17 protein-coding genes and 1 riboswitch are annotated in these 19,178 nt (G+C 50.0%); of the genes, 13 read left to right on the forward strand and 4 right to left on the reverse strand.

The window, feature by feature from the left end; translation table 11 throughout:
- Window positions 1-70 precede the first annotated feature (70 nt).
- From PJK55_RS00110 to PJK55_RS00125, 4 genes are all read left to right on the forward strand, one after another.
- Window positions 71-2,356, forward strand: coding sequence for a bifunctional 2',3'-cyclic-nucleotide 2'-phosphodiesterase/3'-nucleotidase (locus PJK55_RS00110; RefSeq protein WP_271304415.1), 2,286 nt, complete (start codon window positions 71-73; stop codon window positions 2,354-2,356).
- 175 nt (window positions 2,357-2,531) lie between these two features.
- Window positions 2,532-3,974 carry a carbon starvation CstA family protein gene (locus PJK55_RS00115; RefSeq protein WP_271304416.1) on the forward strand — a complete coding sequence of 481 codons (1,443 nt, stop codon included), beginning with the start codon at window positions 2,532-2,534 and terminating at the stop codon, window positions 3,972-3,974.
- 95 nt (window positions 3,975-4,069) lie between these two features.
- Window positions 4,070-4,741: a PAQR family membrane homeostasis protein TrhA gene (gene trhA, locus PJK55_RS00120; RefSeq protein WP_271304417.1), complete on the forward strand. Its 672-nt coding sequence runs from the start codon at window positions 4,070-4,072 to the stop codon at window positions 4,739-4,741.
- Window positions 4,742-4,898: 157 nt separating this feature from the next.
- The gene (locus PJK55_RS00125; protein WP_271304418.1) at window positions 4,899-5,816 is read left to right on the forward strand and encodes a proline dehydrogenase; all 918 of its coding nucleotides are present in this window, start codon (window positions 4,899-4,901) and stop codon (window positions 5,814-5,816) included.
- A gap of 15 nt (window positions 5,817-5,831) precedes the next feature.
- Here PJK55_RS00125 and PJK55_RS00130 read toward each other — a convergent pair whose 3' ends face one another.
- From PJK55_RS00130 to PJK55_RS00140, 3 genes are all read right to left on the reverse strand, one after another.
- Window positions 5,832-6,404: a YcxB family protein gene (locus PJK55_RS00130; RefSeq protein WP_214693509.1), complete on the reverse strand. Its 573-nt coding sequence runs from the start codon at window positions 6,402-6,404 to the stop codon at window positions 5,832-5,834.
- 70 nt (window positions 6,405-6,474) lie between these two features.
- Window positions 6,475-7,023, reverse strand: a complete 549-nt coding sequence (locus PJK55_RS00135; RefSeq protein WP_214760095.1) for a YcxB family protein — start codon at window positions 7,021-7,023, stop codon at window positions 6,475-6,477.
- Window positions 7,024-7,146: 123 nt separating this feature from the next.
- Complete coding sequence (locus PJK55_RS00140) at window positions 7,147-8,049, reverse strand: SDR family oxidoreductase (RefSeq protein WP_271304419.1); 903 nt, start codon at window positions 8,047-8,049, stop codon at window positions 7,147-7,149.
- 214 nt (window positions 8,050-8,263) lie between these two features.
- On the opposite strand from PJK55_RS00140, the gene PJK55_RS00145 reads away from it, so the two are divergent.
- The 6 genes from PJK55_RS00145 (at window position 8,264) to gcvH (ending at window position 15,318) form a co-directional block, all read left to right on the forward strand.
- Window positions 8,264-10,675: a 3-hydroxyacyl-CoA dehydrogenase/enoyl-CoA hydratase family protein gene (locus tag PJK55_RS00145; protein WP_271304420.1), complete on the forward strand. Its 2,412-nt coding sequence runs from the start codon at window positions 8,264-8,266 to the stop codon at window positions 10,673-10,675.
- 18 nt (window positions 10,676-10,693) lie between these two features.
- On the forward strand, window positions 10,694-11,866 hold the full coding sequence (locus PJK55_RS00150) for an acetyl-CoA C-acetyltransferase (RefSeq protein ID WP_012726865.1): 1,173 nt from the start codon (window positions 10,694-10,696) through the stop codon (window positions 11,864-11,866).
- A gap of 13 nt (window positions 11,867-11,879) precedes the next feature.
- The gene (locus PJK55_RS00155) at window positions 11,880-13,664 is read left to right on the forward strand and encodes an acyl-CoA dehydrogenase family protein (RefSeq protein ID WP_214693500.1); all 1,785 of its coding nucleotides are present in this window, start codon (window positions 11,880-11,882) and stop codon (window positions 13,662-13,664) included.
- A gap of 89 nt (window positions 13,665-13,753) precedes the next feature.
- Window positions 13,754-14,485: a hypothetical protein gene (locus tag PJK55_RS00160; protein WP_271304421.1), complete on the forward strand. Its 732-nt coding sequence runs from the start codon at window positions 13,754-13,756 to the stop codon at window positions 14,483-14,485.
- A 47-nt stretch (window positions 14,486-14,532) separates the two neighbouring features.
- Window positions 14,533-14,886: an arsenate reductase family protein gene (locus tag PJK55_RS00165; RefSeq protein WP_214693491.1), complete on the forward strand. Its 354-nt coding sequence runs from the start codon at window positions 14,533-14,535 to the stop codon at window positions 14,884-14,886.
- A 48-nt stretch (window positions 14,887-14,934) separates the two neighbouring features.
- Window positions 14,935-15,318: a glycine cleavage system protein GcvH gene (gcvH, locus tag PJK55_RS00170; protein WP_026825478.1), complete on the forward strand. Its 384-nt coding sequence runs from the start codon at window positions 14,935-14,937 to the stop codon at window positions 15,316-15,318.
- Window positions 15,319-15,360: 42 nt separating this feature from the next.
- Here gcvH and PJK55_RS00175 read toward each other — a convergent pair whose 3' ends face one another.
- Window positions 15,361-16,416: a PTS transporter subunit IIC gene (locus PJK55_RS00175; RefSeq protein WP_251126844.1), complete on the reverse strand. Its 1,056-nt coding sequence runs from the start codon at window positions 16,414-16,416 to the stop codon at window positions 15,361-15,363.
- Window positions 16,417-16,596: 180 nt separating this feature from the next.
- Between PJK55_RS00175 and PJK55_RS00180 the strand changes: the two genes are divergently transcribed.
- From PJK55_RS00180 to PJK55_RS00190, 3 genes are all read left to right on the forward strand, one after another.
- On the forward strand, window positions 16,597-16,854 hold the full coding sequence (locus PJK55_RS00180; RefSeq protein ID WP_214787019.1) for a thioredoxin family protein: 258 nt from the start codon (window positions 16,597-16,599) through the stop codon (window positions 16,852-16,854).
- Window positions 16,855-17,304: 450 nt separating this feature from the next.
- Window positions 17,305-17,411: riboswitch (SAM riboswitch) on the forward strand.
- Window positions 17,412-17,488: 77 nt separating this feature from the next.
- A complete protein-coding gene (locus tag PJK55_RS00185) occupies window positions 17,489-18,517 on the forward strand; it encodes a methionine ABC transporter ATP-binding protein (RefSeq protein ID WP_214693486.1) in 1,029 nt (342 codons plus the stop codon).
- Entirely contained in the window at window positions 18,507-19,169 is a 663-nt protein-coding gene (locus tag PJK55_RS00190; protein WP_074033543.1) for a methionine ABC transporter permease, read from the forward strand. The genes PJK55_RS00185 and PJK55_RS00190 overlap by 11 nt, the downstream gene beginning before the upstream one ends.
- Window positions 19,170-19,178: the final 9 nt, after the last annotated feature.

Consider the following 19,178-nt stretch of genomic DNA (forward strand, 5'->3'; position numbering starts at 1 on the left):
AAGGTCAACGAGGCTGGTGTTATATTGAGTATGGTTAGACACTTATCAACCAGACAAAGGGGACAATCACATGAAAAGTGCATGGAAATGGTCGATCGCGACCGCGCTCGTGTTACCAACCGTTTTACCGCTACAGGCACCAAACGTTTTGGCAGAAGTCGACGAGGATATCGTCAAGCTCCGTTTCTTAGAGACGACAGACTTACATACGAACATCACGAACTATGACTACTTCCAAGACAAGGTCGACAACACGATCGGGTTGTCGAAAGTCGCGACACTCATCAATGAACATCGTACAGCCGCTGGGGAATCGAACACGTTCTTGTTCGATAACGGCGATACGATTCAAGGGACACCGTTTGGCGACTACGTCCGTGAGCTTCAAGCTGGGAACAATGAAGCGTTCGAACATCCGATGTATAAAGCGATGGCAGCACTCAACTATGACGCTGTCACACTCGGGAACCACGAATTCAACTTCGGGCTCGAATTCTTGTACAACGCGATGGAAGGATCAAAAGGGAAGCTCCGTTTCGTCAACTCGAACGTCAAAGACTTAGAAGGCAACCCGATCGTCTCGAAGTTCAACGTGGATGGACAAGAGGTCCAAATCATCGAACGGACGGTCACAGACTTGGATGGGGAAACACATACAATCAAAGTCGGTGTGTTCGGTGTCGTGCCGCCGAAAATCATGTCATGGGATTCAGGGAACCTACAAGGCCGCGTGACGGCAGAGGACATCATCCCATCGGCACGTGAATCGGTTCAAAAATTGAAAGACCAAGGAGCAGACGTCGTCGTTGCGCTCGCGCACTCAGGCATCGGCGAAAGTGCAGCACTTGCGGACGAACAACTCGACAGCGAAGAGAACGTCGGATATGCGCTCACGAAGATTGATGGGCTCGACATGGTCATGACGGGACACCAGCACGGTCGCTTCCCGGATGCGAAAGGTATGTTCGCGTCGTTCCCGAACGTCGATATGGCAAAAGGGACGATCAACGGCAAACCGGTCGTCATGGCGAACAACCAAGGGAAAGACCTCGGCGTCATCGATTTCGAACTCGAACTCGTCGACGGCAAATGGCAGATTCTCGACGCATCAGCTGCGCTCGATACGGTGACAGCCGATACGGTGGTCGACCCGACAATCCAGGCGTTGATCGAAGACGACCACTTGGCGACAATCGACTACATCAACCAGCCAGTCGGTCAAATTCAAGACGATATTCAAAGCTACTTCGCGCTCGTCCGCGACGATGCGTCGGTCCAGTTCGTGACGAACGCACAGAAATGGTACGTCGAGAAAGAACTCGAGACGAACCCTGAGCTTTCACCTTACAAAGGCCTGCCACTCTTGTCGGCAGGAGCGCCGTTTAAAGCGGGCGGTCGTGAGTTGACGGACGCGAGCTATTACACGAACATCCCGAAAGGTCAAATCGCCTTGAAGAACGTGGCGGACCTATATGTCTATCCGAACACGCTTGAAGTCGTCAAAGTGACAGGGAAAGATGTGATGGACTGGCTCGAGATGTCAGCGGGGGCATATGACCAAATCGAGACAGATGGGGAAAACCTTCTCAACCTCCAGTTCCGTAGCTATAACTTCGACGTCCTCGACGGTTTGACGTATGAGATTGATGTCACAGGTCCGGCGAAGTTCGATGTCGGCGGGAAGCTCGTCAACGAGAACGCCAACCGCGTGAAGAACGTCGAGTATAACGGTCAACCGATCACGATGGACCAAGAGTTCTTGGTCGCGACGAACAACTACCGTGCCGGTTCGTCTTCATTCCCGGGTCTCGGTGGCGGGAAGAACATCGTCTATCGCTCAGCGTATGAGACACGTAACGTCATCTCGGACTATATCGTGTCGAGTGGCAGCAACTTGGACTATAAAGCCGACAACAACTGGAAGATTGTCGCGGATGCAAAACGTTCTGTGACATTTGAGACAGCAGATGCCGGCAAGCAGTACTTGAACCTTTACGAAGGCATCGAAGCGACAGACGCGACTCGTGCGGACGCAGCGGGGCGTCTCTTCCGGACGTATACGCTCGGTCTTGAGCCGACAGCACCAGAGTTCGTATTGACCCTCACGGTAGATACGATCAAACCAGGTTCAAAACGCGTGACGGGTAAGACGGCTCCTGGAGCTGACGTGACGCTTCGCGACGGCAATCGTGTATTGGCTGAGACGGTCGCAAATGAGAACGGGGAATATGTACTGTCTGTCAAACCGCTCAAGCTTCGCCAAACAGTCGAAGTCGTCAGTGAAAAAGACGGTCAGACGAAGTCAGAAATGAAAGTCGTCGGTGCCGGCCACGTCGGTGAACCAGCGCTTCGTTAATTGGAAATGAGCTTCCTGAATGGGGGCTCATTTTTTGTGGCAAAAATGTGAATGAAAACCCTTACATTTCATAGATTCTTCTTGTATAATCAATCATGTAATCGGTTACATGATACATGTAAACCGAAGAGCTGGCGGGGATCAGCTACATATGGACGGAAAAGGGGACTGACAGATGATTACATTCTTTGTCGCACTCGCACTACTTTTGGTCGGGTATTTGGTATATGGTCGTTACGTCGAGAAGACGTTCGGCATCAAGGAAGAGCGGACGACGCCCGCTTACGCTTCCCAGGACGGCATCGACTACGTGCCGATGGGTAAAAAGCGGAACTCGATGATTCAATTACTGAACATCGCCGGTGTCGGACCAATCTTTGGACCAATCATGGGGGCGCTCTACGGACCGGTCGCATTTCTTTGGATCGTCTTCGGGTCGATTTTTGCTGGGGCGGTACACGACTATTTGACAGGAATGATTTCCCTTCGGAATAACGGGGCACACTTGCCACAACTAGCGGAGAAGTTCCTCGGACGCTCGCTCCGTCATATCGTCAACGGATTCGCACTTTTACTTCTGTTACTCGTCGGAACGGTGTTCGTCACGTCTCCGAGTAACATGATCAATAACTTGTTCGATGGGAATGCATCGACGCTCATGTTCGTCATCTTCGGCGTATTCGCCTACTATATCTTGGCGACGCTTCTCCCGGTCGATAAGATCATCGGACGCATCTACCCATTTTTCGGGGCATTACTCGTCGTCAGTGCTATCGGGATCGCGGTCAGCTTGTTCGCGCAAGGCTACCAAATCCCAGAGATGACATTGACGAACATGCATCCGGACGGCTTACCGATTTGGCCGCTCCTCTTCTTCACGATTTCGTGTGGGGCGCTCTCGGGATTCCATGCGACACAGTCGCCAATCATCTCGCGGACGACGATGAAAGAAAGCAACGGGCGTGAAATCTTTTACGGCATGATGATCGCCGAAGCCGTCATCGCCATGATTTGGGCTGGGGCTGCGATGGCCATCTTCGAGCCAGGTGAATTGCTCGGACTCATCAACTCAGGGACGCCGGCACTCGTCGTCCAAGAAGTGGCGACACTCATGCTCGGTAGCATCGGTGGAACGCTCGCGATTCTCGGTGTCATCGTATTACCAATCACGTCAGGCGACACGGCATTCCGTAGTGCCCGTATGATTATCGCGGACTACTTGTCGATCGCACAGAAGAAGTTCTCGTCACGCCTCTGGATCGCACTTCCACTCTTCGCGATCTCATACGTGCTCACGAACATGGACTTCCAGATGCTTTGGCAATACTTCAACTGGGCGAACCAGACGACAGCGGTTATCGCACTGTTTGTCGGGGCGATGTACCTGTACATTAAAGGGAAGAACCATTACATCGCGCTCCTTCCGGGGACGTTCATGTTGTATGCGGTCTGGTTCTACATTTTGACGGCACCAATCGGCTTCAAGCTGGACGGGATCCTACCGTATGTCATTTCGACACTCGGGACATTGACGTTACTCGTCTTATTCCACAAACGGGCACGCGCGATGAGGGCTGCACAAATGGAATGTGACGTTCCGGTGAAAGAAGTCGCATAATCTCGACACGGGCTAATCGGTAGCCCGTGTTTTTGATTGCTTTCAAATCGGGAAGTGTCCATACTAGAGGGAACAGTTAAGGAAGGTGGACGCATATGAAACAAGATCAACTCAAAGAGATGCTCCATGCCGACACGCTCGGGGAAGAGATCGCGAGCGCGATCACGCACGGCTTAGGAGTCATCTTCAGCATCGTCGCCCTCGTCTTACTCGTCATGAGTGCGACGGAAAGTGGGAGCACGTGGAACGTCACGGCGGTCAGCGTGTTCGGGGTATCGATGATCTTACTTTACCTCTTCTCGACACTCATGCACGCCATCCCGCATCCACGGGCGAAACGGGTGTTGCAAGTGTTCGACCATGCGGGGATTTACTTACTCATCGCCGGAAGCTATACGCCGTTTGCCCTCGTGACCCTTCATGGGACGCTCGGCTGGACGTTGTTCGGGATTGTATGGGGTGTGGCGATTCTCGGGATCGTCTGGAAACTGTTTTCGACCGGGAAGTACATGTGGGTGTCGAATGTGACGTATCTCGCACTCGGTTGGATCTGCATCATCGCCATCCGTCCGCTCTATGAATCACTCGGTCATCAAGGGTTCATGCTCCTCCTCGCGGGAGGGATCGCCTATTCGGTCGGAATCGTGTTTTATGTGTGGCAAAAACTGCCGTTCAACCATGCGATTTGGCACTTGTTCGTCCTAGCGGGAAGTGTGTTCATCTTCCTCAGTATTTTACTCTATGTCGCACCTTCGACAGGCCTATAAGACAGCCGTCCTACGGGGCGTCTGTCTTTTTTGAAAAGTTGGGAAGAAAGTGCTGCAAACGGTTACAAAAATACAGACGAATTGACGTTTGTGTGTCATAATAATTGCAGACATCATCATAGAGATAGATGGGTGTAAAAGTAAGGGGGAAAATCAGATGGAAAAAGTGTTGCGCGATGGATTTATCTACATGTCACAAAACAAAACACTCAACAGTTTGGCAAAGAAATATGGCCTACGATTTGGTGCATCACGCTTTGTAGCAGGGGAAAACTTTAAGGCTTCCGTTCCGACGATTCGCGAATTGAACGCGAAAGGGTTGTCGGTCACGGTCGATCACCTCGGGGAATTTATTAAGACGGTCGAAGAAGCGAATACGAATCGTGACGAAATCATGCGTGCGATTGAAATTATGGCAGAAGAGCAATTAGACGCCTATATGTCCCTTAAATTGACGTCACTCGGATTCGACATCTCGGACGAGTTGATTGAAGACAACATGCGTCAAATTTTGACGGTCGCACGAGAAGTAGGGGTCTTTGTTGCCATTGATATGGAAGATGAACAGCGTTGTGAGAAGACGCTCGAGTTGTTCAAGAGGCTGAAGGCGGAATTTGACGGTCTCGGGACGGTCATCCAGTCGTACTTATATCGCTCGGAAGATGACATCAATCACCTCGCGCCGCTCAAGCCGAACCTCCGGATCGTCAAAGGGGCATATAAAGAGCCGGCGACGGTCGCGTTCCCTGAAAAAGAGGACGTCGACCATAACTACGTGAAGCTCGTTAAACTCCATCTTGCGAACGGGAACTACGCATCCATCGCGACACACGATGACCATATGATTGACGCCATCATCGAGCACGTCAAAGAAAACAACATCCCACTCGACCAGTTCGAGTTTCAGATGTTATACGGCATCCGCGTCGAGCGTCAACTCGAGCTCGTGCGCCAAGGATACAAAGTCCGTGTCTACGTGCCATACGGCCGTGACTGGTACGGATACTTCATGCGCCGCCTCGCGGAGCGTCCGGCAAACGTGGCGTTCGTGTTAAAAGGAATGGTGAAGAAATAAAACAAGCACACGAGTTCACGTTGAACTTGTGTGCTTTTCTGTGTGTAGATGTTTTTCGAGTATCCGATCGATTTCACTTTGTTCGACTTCGGTAATCCCATCTTTCATTTTCGGGATAATCAAAGCTTCATCCTCTTCATAATAAAGGAAGCGATACGACTCGTCTTGATATACGCGAAGAATAGATGTCCAAGGAACTTGTGTCGTACGGTGGATACTACCGCGAACGGCTTGCATTTCGACGTGAGTTTCAGAAAACTGAAGCTTAATGTCTTTTGGCCAAACGTTCTGTTTTTTGAGGATGCGACGGATCTGCCAAAGGTAGAGTGGGGCATGTAAATCTTTAAACAGCGGTCTAAGTAATAGGGCGAACAACATCCCAATTCCAAATGTGATCAACAATCGGGTCATCGTCGATTCGAGATTAGGAAATAATAAGATTGTAGCAATGAACCCAAGCGCGAATAGCGGAATATTCATATATTTCAACCATACGCTGCGAATTCGTTTATGTTGATCAGAATGGTGAATCATGTCGTTTTGGAAAGCTGAAAAATCTTCAAGCGTCAGTTTGTACGTGGTGACCATAACATCTGCTCCTTTGTAGTTTGTCATATGCATGTATGTCTAGGGAGTATTGAACCTTGAATATAGTTGCTTAGAGAGTGATATTTAAGTATTTTTGTAACAAGTGATTGATGGTTGTTTGATTAGTCTCACGCAACTTTCGCTTCGGTATAATAATTGCTTCCGTCGCTTCGATGTATAGATAATAGTTGGTTTCGTCTTCACTTACTCTTTCAATTGCTTTCCATGAGACTCGAACCTGTTTATTGACGGCGTTGTGGAGAGAGTTGACTTCAATTCCGTTCTCATAAATTGATAATGTCAAGTCACGTGGCCATTTCGATTCCTGTCGAAATATGGAACGCAATAGTTTCAGCCTAATTGTAAAATGCACTTTCTTGAAGAATGGGAACAAGAGAAGCGGTGCTACAACAGCGGTACCGACAGCGAGTATGAGGATGATGGCGGCGGACATTGTTTCAGGTAACAAGGTGATTGCGAGGGCAAATCCATAAAAAGCTGTCAGCAACATGAGTACAATCGTGATAAGTAAAGATTTCCGTTTTTCCGAAACCGAGTTTTCAATAAAATTTTTTTGTAGCATGAAAAAATCATTTTTTGTCAATTGATAATGAATCATCTATCACTAACTCCTTCCTTTCATCTGATTAACGAAGTAATATCTGTTAACCACTGTATCATGTAGTGGATTAATTTCCCATAAAAACAGACTCAGTACCTGATGACTGAGCCTGTTTCAAAATTATCCATTAATCACTGTACCACCATTGACGTGGATGACTTGGCCACTGACATACGTCGAGTCATCGCTTGCAAGATAAACATAGGCCGGTGCGAGTTCAGCCGGTTGCCCAGGTCGTTTCATCTCTGCCGAATCGCCGAACGAATCAACTTTGTCCGCAGGGAACGTCGACGGGATGAGCGGTGTCCAAATCGGACCCGGTGCGACTCCGTTGACGCGAATTTTTTTATCCGCCAAGTTTTTGGCGAGCGAGCGGGTGAACGCGGTGATGGCGCCTTTCGTTGATGAATAGTCAATCAATTGGTCGTTTCCTTCATATGCCGTAATTGAAGTCGTATTGATGATGCTCGCCCCTTCTTTTAAATAAGGGAGCGCGGCTTTCGTTAAGTAGAACATGCTGAAGATATTCGTGCGGAACGTCTTCTCGAGTTGTTCGTCCGAGATGTCGAGAAGCGATTCTTGCGGATGCTGCTCGGCAGCGTTATTGACGAGAATGTCGATATGACCGAACGTCTCAAGCGTCTCCTCGACGACTTGTTGACAGAAGGAAGATTCCCCGAGGTCTCCCTGCAGCAAGAGGCAGGCTTGCCCCAAATCTTCAATCCGTTCTTTCGTCGCTTCCGCATCCTCGAGCTCGTTTTGATCTTTATAGACGATGACCGAGTTCGCACCTTCATGGGCGAAGAAGATAGCGACCGATTTCCCAATCCCGGAATCCCCACCGGTGATGATCGCGACCTTGTCTTTTAACTTGTCACTTCCTTTATAATCTTCACGTTCATAGATCGGGAAGGGTTCCATCTTCGAATCGATTCCCGGTTGGTGTGCCTGTTCCTGGGCATTCTTCTTAAATGACTCAAAGTCCTTTCGGCTACCGGTAGTGTTTAAACGATTATCACGCATGCGTACATTCCCCTTTCTAAATTTGACTCTTGTTGTCTATACCACACTTGTTGAAAACTAATCGTTTAATCAAAAAATGGAATGAAATTGAAAAATGAACGCTTGCGAATGAATGTTCATTCATTTATGATAGAAGAGTAAACACGATGGTGATTGCGATTTTTTTTACGCGTGAAATGAATCACTATTCATTCTCATTTTAGGGGGGAACACTATGACGAGTCACATCGAACAATCAACCGACCTCCGTTTGACGAACTCAATTCGTTTTGCGGTCGTCATCGGTTCAGGAGTAATGGGGGCGGGGATTGCGGCTCACTTGGCGAACGCGGGGATTCGTTCGCTCATGCTCGACATCGTACCACGTGAATTGACAGCAAAAGAGGAAGCGAAAGGGTTGACGCTCGAGTCACCAGAAGTACGAAATCGTATCGCCTCAGAAAACCGTCAGAAGCTATTGAAACAAAATCCGGCACCGCTTGCGACAGCCGACCATCTCAACTTCATCGAAGTCGGGAACTTAGAAGATGATTTAGAGCGTTTGAAAGAAGCGGACTGGGTCATCGAAGTCGTCGTCGAGCGCCTCGATGTGAAGCAACAGCTCTTCGAGAAGATTGCACCTTACATCCGTGAAGATGCGATCCTCAGCTCGAACACGTCAGGGATCTCCATCGAAGCGATGGCAAGTGCCCTTCCGGAAGGATTGAAATCACGCTTCCTCGGGACGCACTTCTTCAACCCACCGCGCTACTTGAAGTTGCTCGAACTCATCCCGACGGAGAAGACAGCACGCCCGGTCATCGACTTCATGTCACGCTTCGCGGAAGACCGTCTCGGGAAAGGTGTCGTCGAAGCCAAAGACACGCCGAACTTCATCGGTAACCGTATCGGGACATACGGTCTCCTCGTCACGTTCGAAGAGATGCTCAAGCAAAACGCGTCAATCGGAGAGATGGATTCGATCACAGGTCCACTCATCGGTCGTCCGAAATCAGCGACGTTCCGCACACTCGATGTCGTCGGAATCGACACGTTCGTTCACGTGGCGGGTAACGTCTACGAGACGCTCGAAGCTGGGGAAGAGAAGGACACGTTCGACGTCCCTTCAGAAATGAAGCAACTCGTGGAAAAAGGCTGGATCGGACAGAAGGCCGGTCAAGGCTTCTATAAGAAAGAAGGAAAGGTCATTCAGGAATTGAATCTTCAAACGTTCGAATACGAACAATTGAAAGCGATTACAGGTCCTGAGCTCGATCAAATCAAATCACTTCCTGGATCGAAAGCGAAGTTGAAAGGTGCCATCTTGAACAAAGGTCGCGTCGGACAACTGCTCTGGCCAATCACGGCGAAGACGCTCGCTTACTCGGCACGTCTTACTGGTGAGATCGCAGACACGATCGTTGCCATCGACGATGCGATGAAGTGGGGCTTCGGTTGGAAATTCGGACCGTTCGAGATGTGGGATGCCCTCGGTGTTGAAAAATCAGTCGAACGTATGAAAGCGGAAGGCTACGAAGTCCCGGCATGGATCGATGAGATGCTTGCTGCAGGTAACACGTCATTCTATAAGGGAGACCAGTATTACGATAAAGCGTCGAAGGCGTATGTCGAGAAGACCGTCAACCCGAAAGAATTGAAACTCAAGCCACTCGCAAAATCAAACGGCATCATCTTAGAGAACGGTGGGGCACGCCTCGTCGATATCGGCGATGACGTCGTCGCACTCGAATTCACATCACCAAACAACGCGATCGGTGTCGACATCATGCAGATGATCGAACAGTCGATTGATCGTGTCGAGCAAGACTTCAAAGGAATGGTTCTCGCGAACGACGGCAAGAACTTCTGTGTCGGTGCGAACCTTGCGATGATGCTCATGGAAGCAGAAGACGAAAACTGGTTCGAACTCGATTGGATCATCAACAAGTTCCAACAAGTCGTTCAAAAGATTCGTTATTCAAGTCGTCCGGTCGTCGCCGCACCATACGGCATGACGCTCGGTGGCGGAACAGAAATCAGCTTACCGGCAGCACGTATGCAAGCTGCGCTTGAGACATACATGGGTCTCGTCGAAGTCGGTGTCGGTCTCATCCCAGGTGGGGGCGGAAACGTCAACACGTATCGTCGTCTCCTCGAACAGACGCCAAAATCGATGCAAAACATCGAGAAGGCTGCGCAACAGACGTTCGAGAACATCGCGATGGCGAAAGTATCGAAGTCGGCATTTGATGCGAAGACACTCGGTTACCACCGTGCGGTCGACGGGATCTCGATGAACCGTGATCACTTGACGTTCGATGCGAAACAGACGGTACTCGAACTTGCCGATGGATATACGGCACCTGTTCGTGAGAAGTTACCAGTCGTCGGTCAGACGGGTAAAGCGACGCTCGAACTTGCGGCGTACGAAATGTTCTACGGCGGTTATATTTCAGAGCATGATTTGAAGATTGCGAAGAAACTCGCACACGTCATCAGTGGTGGCGATTTGGCATACGGTACGCTCGTCGACGAACAGTACCTCCTCGACATCGAGCGTGAAGCCTTCTTGAGCCTCATCGGGGAGCCGAAGTCACAACAACGGATGCAACATATGCTCGTGAAAGGCAAACCACTACGGAACTGATAAAGGGGGACAAAACAGATGAGGGAAGCAGTCATCGTAGCCGGCGCACGGACGCCGGTCGGAAAAGCAAAACGCGGTTCGTTCCGTAACGTTCGTTCGGACGAGCTCGCGGGATATGCCATCAAGGCAACGCTTGAGCGTTCAGGATATAAAGGCCCGATTGATGACGTCATCATGGGTTGTGCGATGCCAGAAGCGGAGCAAGGGATGAACATCGCTCGCTATGCGGCGGTCCGGGGGGGACTGTCGCACGAAGTTCCAGCGATCACCATCAACCGCTACTGCTCGTCAGGTCTTCAAGCCATCGCAGATGCGGCGGCAAAAATCATGATCGGTCAAGCAACGGCCATCATCGCCGGCGGTATGGAGTCGATGAGCCAAGTACCGATGGGTGGTCACGTTATCCGTCCAAACCCACACATCATGGAGACGGCGCCTGAGTACTACATGAGCATGGGTCATACGGCAGAGCGTGTCGCGGCCGAATATAACATCTCGCGCGAAGACCAAGATGCGTTCGCTATCAACAGTCACCAAAAAGCGGCTGCAGCCATCGCGGGTGGCAAGTTCCAGGAAGAAATCGTTCCTGTGACGGTCATCGAGCACGTGCTCGGTGAAGACGGTAAAGTCGCAGAAGTGGAGAAAGTCGTGAAGCATGACGAAGGTGTCCGTGCCGATTCGACAATCGAAGCGCTCGGTAAACTTCGCCCAGCTTTCAAAATCAAAGGCTCGGTCACGGCGGGTAACGCCTCACAAGTGTCAGACGGAGCGGCAGCAGTCCTCGTTATGGACCGTGAAGAAGCAGAACGCCAAGGGTTACAACCGATGGCGAAGTTCCTCTCGTTCGCAGTCGGCGGTGTCCGTCCGGAAGTGATGGGAATCGGTCCAGTCGTCGCCATTCCAAAAGCACTCGAAATGGCTGGCGTGAAGTTAGAAGAAGTCGGATTGTTCGAGTTGAACGAAGCGTTCGCGAGCCAATCACTCGGTGTCATCCGTGAACTCGGAATCGATCCATCGAAAGTGAACGTGAACGGTGGCGCTATCGCCCTCGGTCACCCACTCGGTTGTACAGGAGCAAAACTTTCTGTCTCGATCTTGCATGAGATGAAACGACGTAATGAGAAGTATGGGGTTGTCACGATGTGTATCGGCGGCGGAATGGGCGCGGCTGGTGTCTTCGAATTACTTTAAGGGGGAATCGGATATGGAACGTACAGAACATGAATTGATTAAAGGCGGTAGCTTTGTCATTGACGCACTTGACGCAGAGCGTCTCTTCACACCAGAGGATTTCTCAGATGAGCATAAGATGATCGGGGACACGACGGCAGGATTCGTCGATGACCGCGTCATGCCAGTTCTCGAGCGCATCGAAAAACACGAGTTCGACCTCTCTGTCGAATTGTTGAAAGAAGCAGGTGAGCTCGGTCTCCTCGGAGCAGACGTTCCAGAAGAGTACGGCGGCTACCAACTCGATAAAATCTCTTCTTCGATCATCACGGAGCGTTTCGCGAAAGCTCGTTCGTTCGCACTCAGCTACGGCGCACACGTCGGAATCGGGACACTCCCGATCGTCTTCTTCGGATCAGAAGAGCAAAAGCACAAGTACTTGCCGAAACTCGCGACAGGTGAATGGATCGCGGCTTACGCGCTCACGGAGCCAGGCTCAGGGTCAGACGCCCTCGGTGCGAAAACGACGGCTGTCTTGAACGAAGCGGGCACACACTACGTCTTGAACGGTGAGAAGCAATGGATCACAAACGCTGGCTTCGCGAACGTCTTCGTCGTCTACGCAAAAATCGATGGTGACAAGTTCAGTGCTTTCATCGTCGAGCGTGACTTCAAAGGAGTCTCAACTGGCGCAGAAGAGCAGAAGATGGGGATCAAGGGATCGTCGACACGTACGCTCATCCTTGAAGACGTCGAAGTACCAGTCGACAACCTTCTCGGTGAAATTGGAAAAGGTCACGTCATCGCCTTCAACATCTTGAACGTCGGTCGTTACAAACTCGCAGTCGGAGCAGTCGGTTCATCAAAACGTGCGTTCGACCTCTCCGTACAATATTCGAACGAGCGCAAACAGTTCAAGACACCAATCAGCCAATTCCCGCTCATCCAAGAGAAATTGGCAACGATGGCAGCCAACATCTATGCGATGGAAAGCTCAGTGTATCGTACGGGCGGCTTGTTCCAAGATAGCCTCGACGCACTTGGTGACGAGAACATGCGCGACGGATCAAAAGTGGCACAAGCGATTGCTGAATATGCGATCGAATGCTCACTCAACAAAGTATTCGCTTCTGAAACGTTCGACTACGTTGTCGACGAAGCGGTCCAAATCCATGGTGGATACGGATTCATGGCAGAGTATGAAGTCGAAAACCTCTATCGTGACTCACGGATCAACCGAATCTTCGAAGGAACGAACGAAATCAACCGTTTGATCGTTCCGGGTACGCTTCTCAAGAAAGCGATGAAAGGTGAATTGCCGCTCCTCGCAGAAGCACAAAAACTTCAAAAAGAGCTCATGAGCTACATGCCGCAAGAATTGGACGGCTCACCGCTCGCACGCGAGAAGATGCTCCTTTCAAACATGAAGAAAATCAACTTGATGGTCGCAGGTACAGCGGTTCAGAAGTATCAACAAGACCTTCAAAACGAACAAGAAATCTTGGCGAAGATCGCAGACATGATCAGTGCCATCTACGCGCTTGAAGCAGCCATCGCTCGTACAGAAAAAGCGATCGCACGCACAGGCGAAGAGAAGAACACGCTCAAAGTCCGCTATACAGAAATCTTTGCGGAACAAGTGTTCAAACAAGTCGAACTCATGGCGAAAGAAGTATTGTATGCAGCGGCATCTGGTGACGAGCAGCGCATGCTTCTCTCGGCAATGAAGAAGTTCAGCCGCTATCAGCCGATCAATGTGATCGGGACGAAGCGTGAAGTCGCTGCGAGCCTCATCAAAGCGAACAAGTTTATCGTGTAATTCAATCGACAGAAAGGGTGGACCGGACGCGGTCGACCCTTTCTTTTTTTGACCTCTGCCACGTACAATAGAAACGAGGGGGAGAGACGATGAAAACACGTGATAAATTGCTTAAACGAATGGAACAAATCGGGGAATCGGTTGCCGCACACGAAGGAACGCTGATGCTGCTGGCATTAGGGTCGATCGGACAAGAGACGGAGCGGTTGGATGATTATTCGGACCTCGATTTCTTTTTGATTGTCGAGGACGGGCAGAAGGCACGCTTTATCGACCGACTCGACTGGCTCGAGGTCGAGCCGCTTCACTATCAGTTCCAAAACACGAAAGATGGGCACAAGATCATGTATCACGACGGCATCTACGGTGAGTTCGCCGTCTTTGAAGTACATGAACTCGCGACGATCGCCTATACACCAGGACGGGTCGTCTGGCGACGGGACGAAGCACTCGACGTGTTCGCGTCACCACGTCTCGAGATCGCGCGTGAAGCGACGGCTTACTATTATGAAGAAGCGTTGACGAACCTATATGTCGGCTTGCTTCGGGAACGTCGGGGCGAGATGCTCGCCGGGTTCGAACTCGTCCAAGTCGCGGCCGTCCAAAACGTCTTGAAGGCGCTCGGTGGACAAGGAGACCCGTTCAACCCGACACGTCGGGTTGAGTCGAGACATCCACAAATGATTTCTTTCTTGATGGGCGGGGTATTAGGATATGGCAAGTCGGGCGTCGCGGCGGCGGTCATCTTACGTTTTATCGAAGAGCGATATGAGGTCAACCCAACGATGAAGCGAGAGATCGAACGGTTGCTTGAGACGTGAATTAATTTCTCTGAATATGCTACATTGATGAGAGAGGTGATGAACAGATGGTGACACTATACGGCTATCCACCATGCAGTACGTGTAAAAAAGCAGAAAAATGGTTGAAAGAGCAAGGGGTCGAGTATACATACGTTCATATCGTCGAATCGACACCGACGAAAGAAGAACTCGCCGAGCTGTGGAAACAATCGGACTTACCGCTTAAGAAGTTCTTCAATACGAGCGGGCAAGTCTATCGGAACGAAGGCATCAAAGACAAGCTACCAAATCTATCAGAAGACGAACAACTCGAGCTATTATCAAGCAATGGTATGCTTTTGAAGCGTCCAATCGTCACAAATGGTGAAAAAACGACGGTCGGATTTTCAGAAAAGTCCTTTACGGACGTTTGGGGCTAAGTGCTATAATACAGATGTGAGTCTAATTTATTTGAGGGGGAAGTTAGGATGAGCAAAGTACCAGCAAATTTACGTTATTCAAAAGAACATGAGTGGGTAGAAGTGAACGGAACAAAAGCCCGCATCGGCATCACGGATTTCGCACAAAGCGAACTAGGGGATATCGTGTTTGTGGAACTCCCGGAAGTTGACGGTACGATTTTGCTCGACGAGCCATTCGGTTCAGTCGAATCAGTCAAGACGGTCTCTGAGTTGTATGCGCCAGTATCTGGACGCATCACAGCAGTAAACGAGGACCTTGCAGATTCTCCAGAACTCGTCAACGAGTCACCGTTTGAAAATGCATGGATGGTCGAAGTTGAGTTGACGGAAGAGTCAGATCTCGACAAGCTTATGTCTGCAGAAGAATATGAAGCGATGATTCAAGGATAAGTAAAACCGGCCTCTCCTGATTGGAGAAGCCGGTTTTTTTGTTTACTCGAAATCGAGTCGGTAGTGGTCCGATTTGACGAGCGTCGCCCGTTCGAACACACGATAGAAGAAAATTCCGAGTCCGACTGGAATGAGCCCGAACAAGACGATCACAAGAAGCACGTTGAACAAGGCGAATCCGCCCGGCATGAGATGTAGCGCGTTTACCGGTCCGATGAGTCCAGATACGCCAAACCCTGCGCTGATTGGAGTTCCCTCGATTCTTAATATACCAGCGAGCGCACCGAGGATGGCCGCATTCGCCAAAATCGGAAGCATCATAATTGGGCGTCGGACGAAGTTTGCCATTTGAATCTTCGGTGACCCGAGGAAGTGGGCGATCGATGTCCCGGTCGCGTTCGCCTGCCAACCCGCGATGGCGAGACCGAATCCAGCGGCGACGACGCCGAGGTTTGCCGCACCGGCCGCAACGCCTGATAGGCTAATCGCGGTCGCGATTCCGACAGTCGAAATTGGCGAGACGATGATGAGCGAGAACGCCATCGCGATCAGGATGCCCATGAGAACCGGTTGAAGATCCGTCATCGTCATGATGAGGTATCCGATGTATGTCGTGATCTGTGAGATATACGTCAATAAGAAGGCACCGATGCCGCCTGCGACGACAATGACTGTCATCGGCATGACGATGACGGTATACGTCTTCAAATGTGGGGCGAGCTTCATGACGAGAATCGTAGCGATCGCAGCGGTCACACCGGCTGTGATCACGTCACCGATTCCGGCCATCACAAACGCACCTTCATTAATTCGAACGGCGCCACTGCCGACATAGGTTGCGATGGCGATCGTTCCAGCCTCTAAAATCGATCGTCCGAACTGCATCGCGACGGCAAGACCGATAATGGCCGGGAGGAGGCGCATTGCAATCGTCGTCGCATCCAATATGAATTGAAGAGACGGAAAATAAGGGAGTATAGCTTTCGTGAGTTCACCGAGCAGCGCGCTCGGGATGAGGGCGATCAGAATCGCCATACTGAGACCGTTTAAGACGTTCATCGTAAATTGCTTTGTCGTACCTGTTGCCTGTTCCGTCATCATTCATTCACCTGTCCTTCTTCTTTGCTGTTATGTACAAAAGCGATAAAGTTAGAACCCATATTATTCCTATCCGACAGAAGAGTCAAGAGAATCATTGAAAAATTCTGAAATTTCACGAGAGCACGATTTTTGAACGGGACTCGAACGACCATTATAATGACAAGAGAGGTGAGAAAAATGATTACAGACGGATTCTTATATATATACGCCCCAATGTGTGGTACATGCGCTGTCGCGGAGAAAATGTTGACGGTTGTCGAGGCGGTCGACCCTGAAATTCAGATTGAAAAGCGCGATGCGAACTATATCCCAAAAGAACTTGAAGCTTATCAGGTGATGAGCGTCCCAGCGTTGTTAAAGCTTGAAAATGGCGAGGTTCGGGATCGCCTTTATGCCTTTCAAAACGTTCAACACGTCCTCTCTTTCGTGAAGTGAGAGAGGAACATTAGAATAATCTGAAAATTTTAAATAATCAGTTGACACAGAAAGTTCACGAATGGTATATTCATTACAACATCTTACTTGAACACAAAATAGGACGCGATATTCCCGACATCAAGACGTTTTGATGAAGCCGATGCTACCTTTATACGAATACACGTCAGTCTTCCCTTCGATTGTCCCCCAAAAAAATCAAGCGAAGAAAGACGTTCCGTATAATCGCACGGTCCAAGTCAAGATCGAGTGATGATTGGTGAATCTCCCCCATATAAGGATGTAAATCTTGAACGGGCAAAAGATTTTCATCTATGGGCTGTCCTTCCGTGACTCAAGGTGCTACGTTCTGTGTCGTCCTCGGACGGCACCTTTTTTTGATTTTTTTGAAAAAATGATTTGACAGCAGAAAAAGCTGTCGCTATGATAAAGCTAATCGAATACACAACACTCTTATCAAGAGAGGCTGAGGGACTGGCCCTATGACGCCCAGCAACCGCGGAGCAATCCGAAATGGTGCTAATTCCAGCAAGGTGAGAAACCTTGACAGATGAGAGCAATCGTTGTCCGTACGATAAAGTGCGCACGTTTGCTCAAACGTGCGCGCTTTTTTTGTTGTCAGGAGGGAAAGGAATTGATTCAATTACGAAACGTCGCCAAATGGTTCGATACGAAGAATGGTCGTGTCCAGGCGGTGGATGATGTGTCACTAACGATTGATCGCGGTGAAATTTTTGGAATAATCGGATATTCGGGGGCGGGGAAGTCGACGCTCATCCGATTGCTCAACCGCCTCGAATCACCGTCTAGCGGTGAAATCGAGGTTGCCGGGAGTGAGCTCACGAAGCTCAGCCCGAAAGAATTACGAGGGGTTCGCAAGAACGTCTCGATGGTCTTCCAGCACTTTAACCTTCTGTGGTCGCGCACGGTCGCAGAAAACATCAGCTTCCCACTCGAATTGATCGGGGTTCCGGCAAGTGAGCGGAAACGTCGGGTTCAGGAACTCGTCGAGCTCGTCGGACTATCAGGTCGCGAAGACAGCTATCCGTCACAATTATCCGGCGGTCAAAAACAGCGAGTCGGGATTGCCCGCGCGCTCGCTACAAATCCAGAGGTGCTCCTCTGTGACGAAGCGACAAGCGCGCTCGACCCGAAGACGACGGATTCGATTCTTGAACTGCTCGTCAGCATCAATAAGAAGCTCGGATTGACAATCGTCCTCATCACGCATGAGATGCACGTCATCCAAAAGATTTGTCATCGCGTCGCCGTGATGGAGGCAGGGAAAGTTGTCGAGACGGGTCAAGTCTCTGACGTGTTCCAACATCCGGAGCAGCCGATCACGAAAGAATTCGTGAAACAAATTGGGGCGGTCGACGATCTGTCGCTCACGTTCGAACATTTGAAAGCACGCTATCCGAGTGGGCAAATCGTCAAATTGAAATTCTTGAACGAAACGGCAGAACAACCGATTTTGTCTGACGTCCTTAAGACGCATGACATCGGATTCAACATCATCGGCGGGAACGTGACCCAGTCACAAGTCGGTGCGCTCGGCACGCTATTCATCCAATTGATTGGGGAAGCACGGGAAATCGAACGCGCCATCGCCTCGATTCGTTCGCAATCCGTAGAAGTGGAGGTGGAAAGCGATGTTTCCTAACGTAGACTGGGAAGTAATGCTTTTTGAAACGTGGAATACACTTTACATGACGTTGGTAGCAGGTGTCGCCACATTCATATTCGGACTGATGCTTGGCATGGTTCTCTATGTAACGAATGAACCATTGATGTTAAAAAATCGGTTCATCTACACAATTGTCGGGGCGTTCGTGAATATCTTCCGATCGATTCCGTTCATCATCTTAATCATTTTACTCATTCCGTTTACGCGTGCAATTGTTGGAACCATTCTCGGTTCAACGGCAGCACTACCGGCATTGATCATCGGCGCAGCCCCTTTCTATGCTCGAATGGTCGAGTTAGGGTTACGTGAGGTCGACCGTGGTGTCATCGAAGCGGCGGAATCGATGGGCGCGACAAAATGGCAAATTATTTATAAAGTCTTGTTCCCTGAAGCGTTACCTTCACTCGTTTCTGGAATTACCGTCACTGTAGTGGCACTCATCGGTTATACGGCCATGGCAGGTGTTGTAGGAAGCGGAGGGCTTGGGACATTAGCTTTCCTTGACGGTTTCCAGCGCTCGCAAAATGATGTGACATTCGTTGCGACTGTTATGATTTTAGTCCTCGTCTTTATCATTCAATTTATTGGTGATACGCTCGTGGCGAAAATTGATAAACGTTCTGCTTAATAAAAAATA

This window comes from Exiguobacterium sp. MMG028, from assembly GCF_027947425.1.
GTDB lineage: Bacteria > Bacillota > Bacilli > Exiguobacteriales > Exiguobacteriaceae > Exiguobacterium > Exiguobacterium aestuarii_A.

Excerpts from the sequence above, each read along its gene's own strand:
- PJK55_RS00110 (WP_271304415.1), top strand. The coding sequence starts at position 71 with ATGAAAAGTGCATGGAAATGGTCGATCGCGACCGCGCTCGTGTTACCA.
- PJK55_RS00115 (WP_271304416.1), top strand. The coding sequence starts at position 2,532 with ATGATTACATTCTTTGTCGCACTCGCACTACTTTTGGTCGGGTATTTG.
- trhA (WP_271304417.1), top strand. The coding sequence starts at position 4,070 with ATGAAACAAGATCAACTCAAAGAGATGCTCCATGCCGACACGCTCGGG.
- PJK55_RS00125 (WP_271304418.1), top strand. The coding sequence starts at position 4,899 with ATGGAAAAAGTGTTGCGCGATGGATTTATCTACATGTCACAAAACAAA.
- PJK55_RS00130 (WP_214693509.1), bottom strand. The coding sequence starts at position 6,404 with ATGGTCACCACGTACAAACTGACGCTTGAAGATTTTTCAGCTTTCCAA.
- PJK55_RS00135 (WP_214760095.1), bottom strand. The coding sequence starts at position 7,023 with ATGATTCATTATCAATTGACAAAAAATGATTTTTTCATGCTACAAAAA.
- PJK55_RS00140 (WP_271304419.1), bottom strand. The coding sequence starts at position 8,049 with ATGCGTGATAATCGTTTAAACACTACCGGTAGCCGAAAGGACTTTGAG.
- PJK55_RS00145 (WP_271304420.1), top strand. The coding sequence starts at position 8,264 with ATGACGAGTCACATCGAACAATCAACCGACCTCCGTTTGACGAACTCA.
- PJK55_RS00150 (WP_012726865.1), top strand. The coding sequence starts at position 10,694 with ATGAGGGAAGCAGTCATCGTAGCCGGCGCACGGACGCCGGTCGGAAAA.
- PJK55_RS00155 (WP_214693500.1), top strand. The coding sequence starts at position 11,880 with ATGGAACGTACAGAACATGAATTGATTAAAGGCGGTAGCTTTGTCATT.
- PJK55_RS00160 (WP_271304421.1), top strand. The coding sequence starts at position 13,754 with ATGAAAACACGTGATAAATTGCTTAAACGAATGGAACAAATCGGGGAA.
- PJK55_RS00165 (WP_214693491.1), top strand. The coding sequence starts at position 14,533 with ATGGTGACACTATACGGCTATCCACCATGCAGTACGTGTAAAAAAGCA.
- gcvH (WP_026825478.1), top strand. The coding sequence starts at position 14,935 with ATGAGCAAAGTACCAGCAAATTTACGTTATTCAAAAGAACATGAGTGG.
- PJK55_RS00175 (WP_251126844.1), bottom strand. The coding sequence starts at position 16,416 with ATGACGGAACAGGCAACAGGTACGACAAAGCAATTTACGATGAACGTC.
- PJK55_RS00180 (WP_214787019.1), top strand. The coding sequence starts at position 16,597 with ATGATTACAGACGGATTCTTATATATATACGCCCCAATGTGTGGTACA.
- PJK55_RS00190 (WP_074033543.1), top strand. The coding sequence starts at position 18,507 with ATGTTTCCTAACGTAGACTGGGAAGTAATGCTTTTTGAAACGTGGAAT.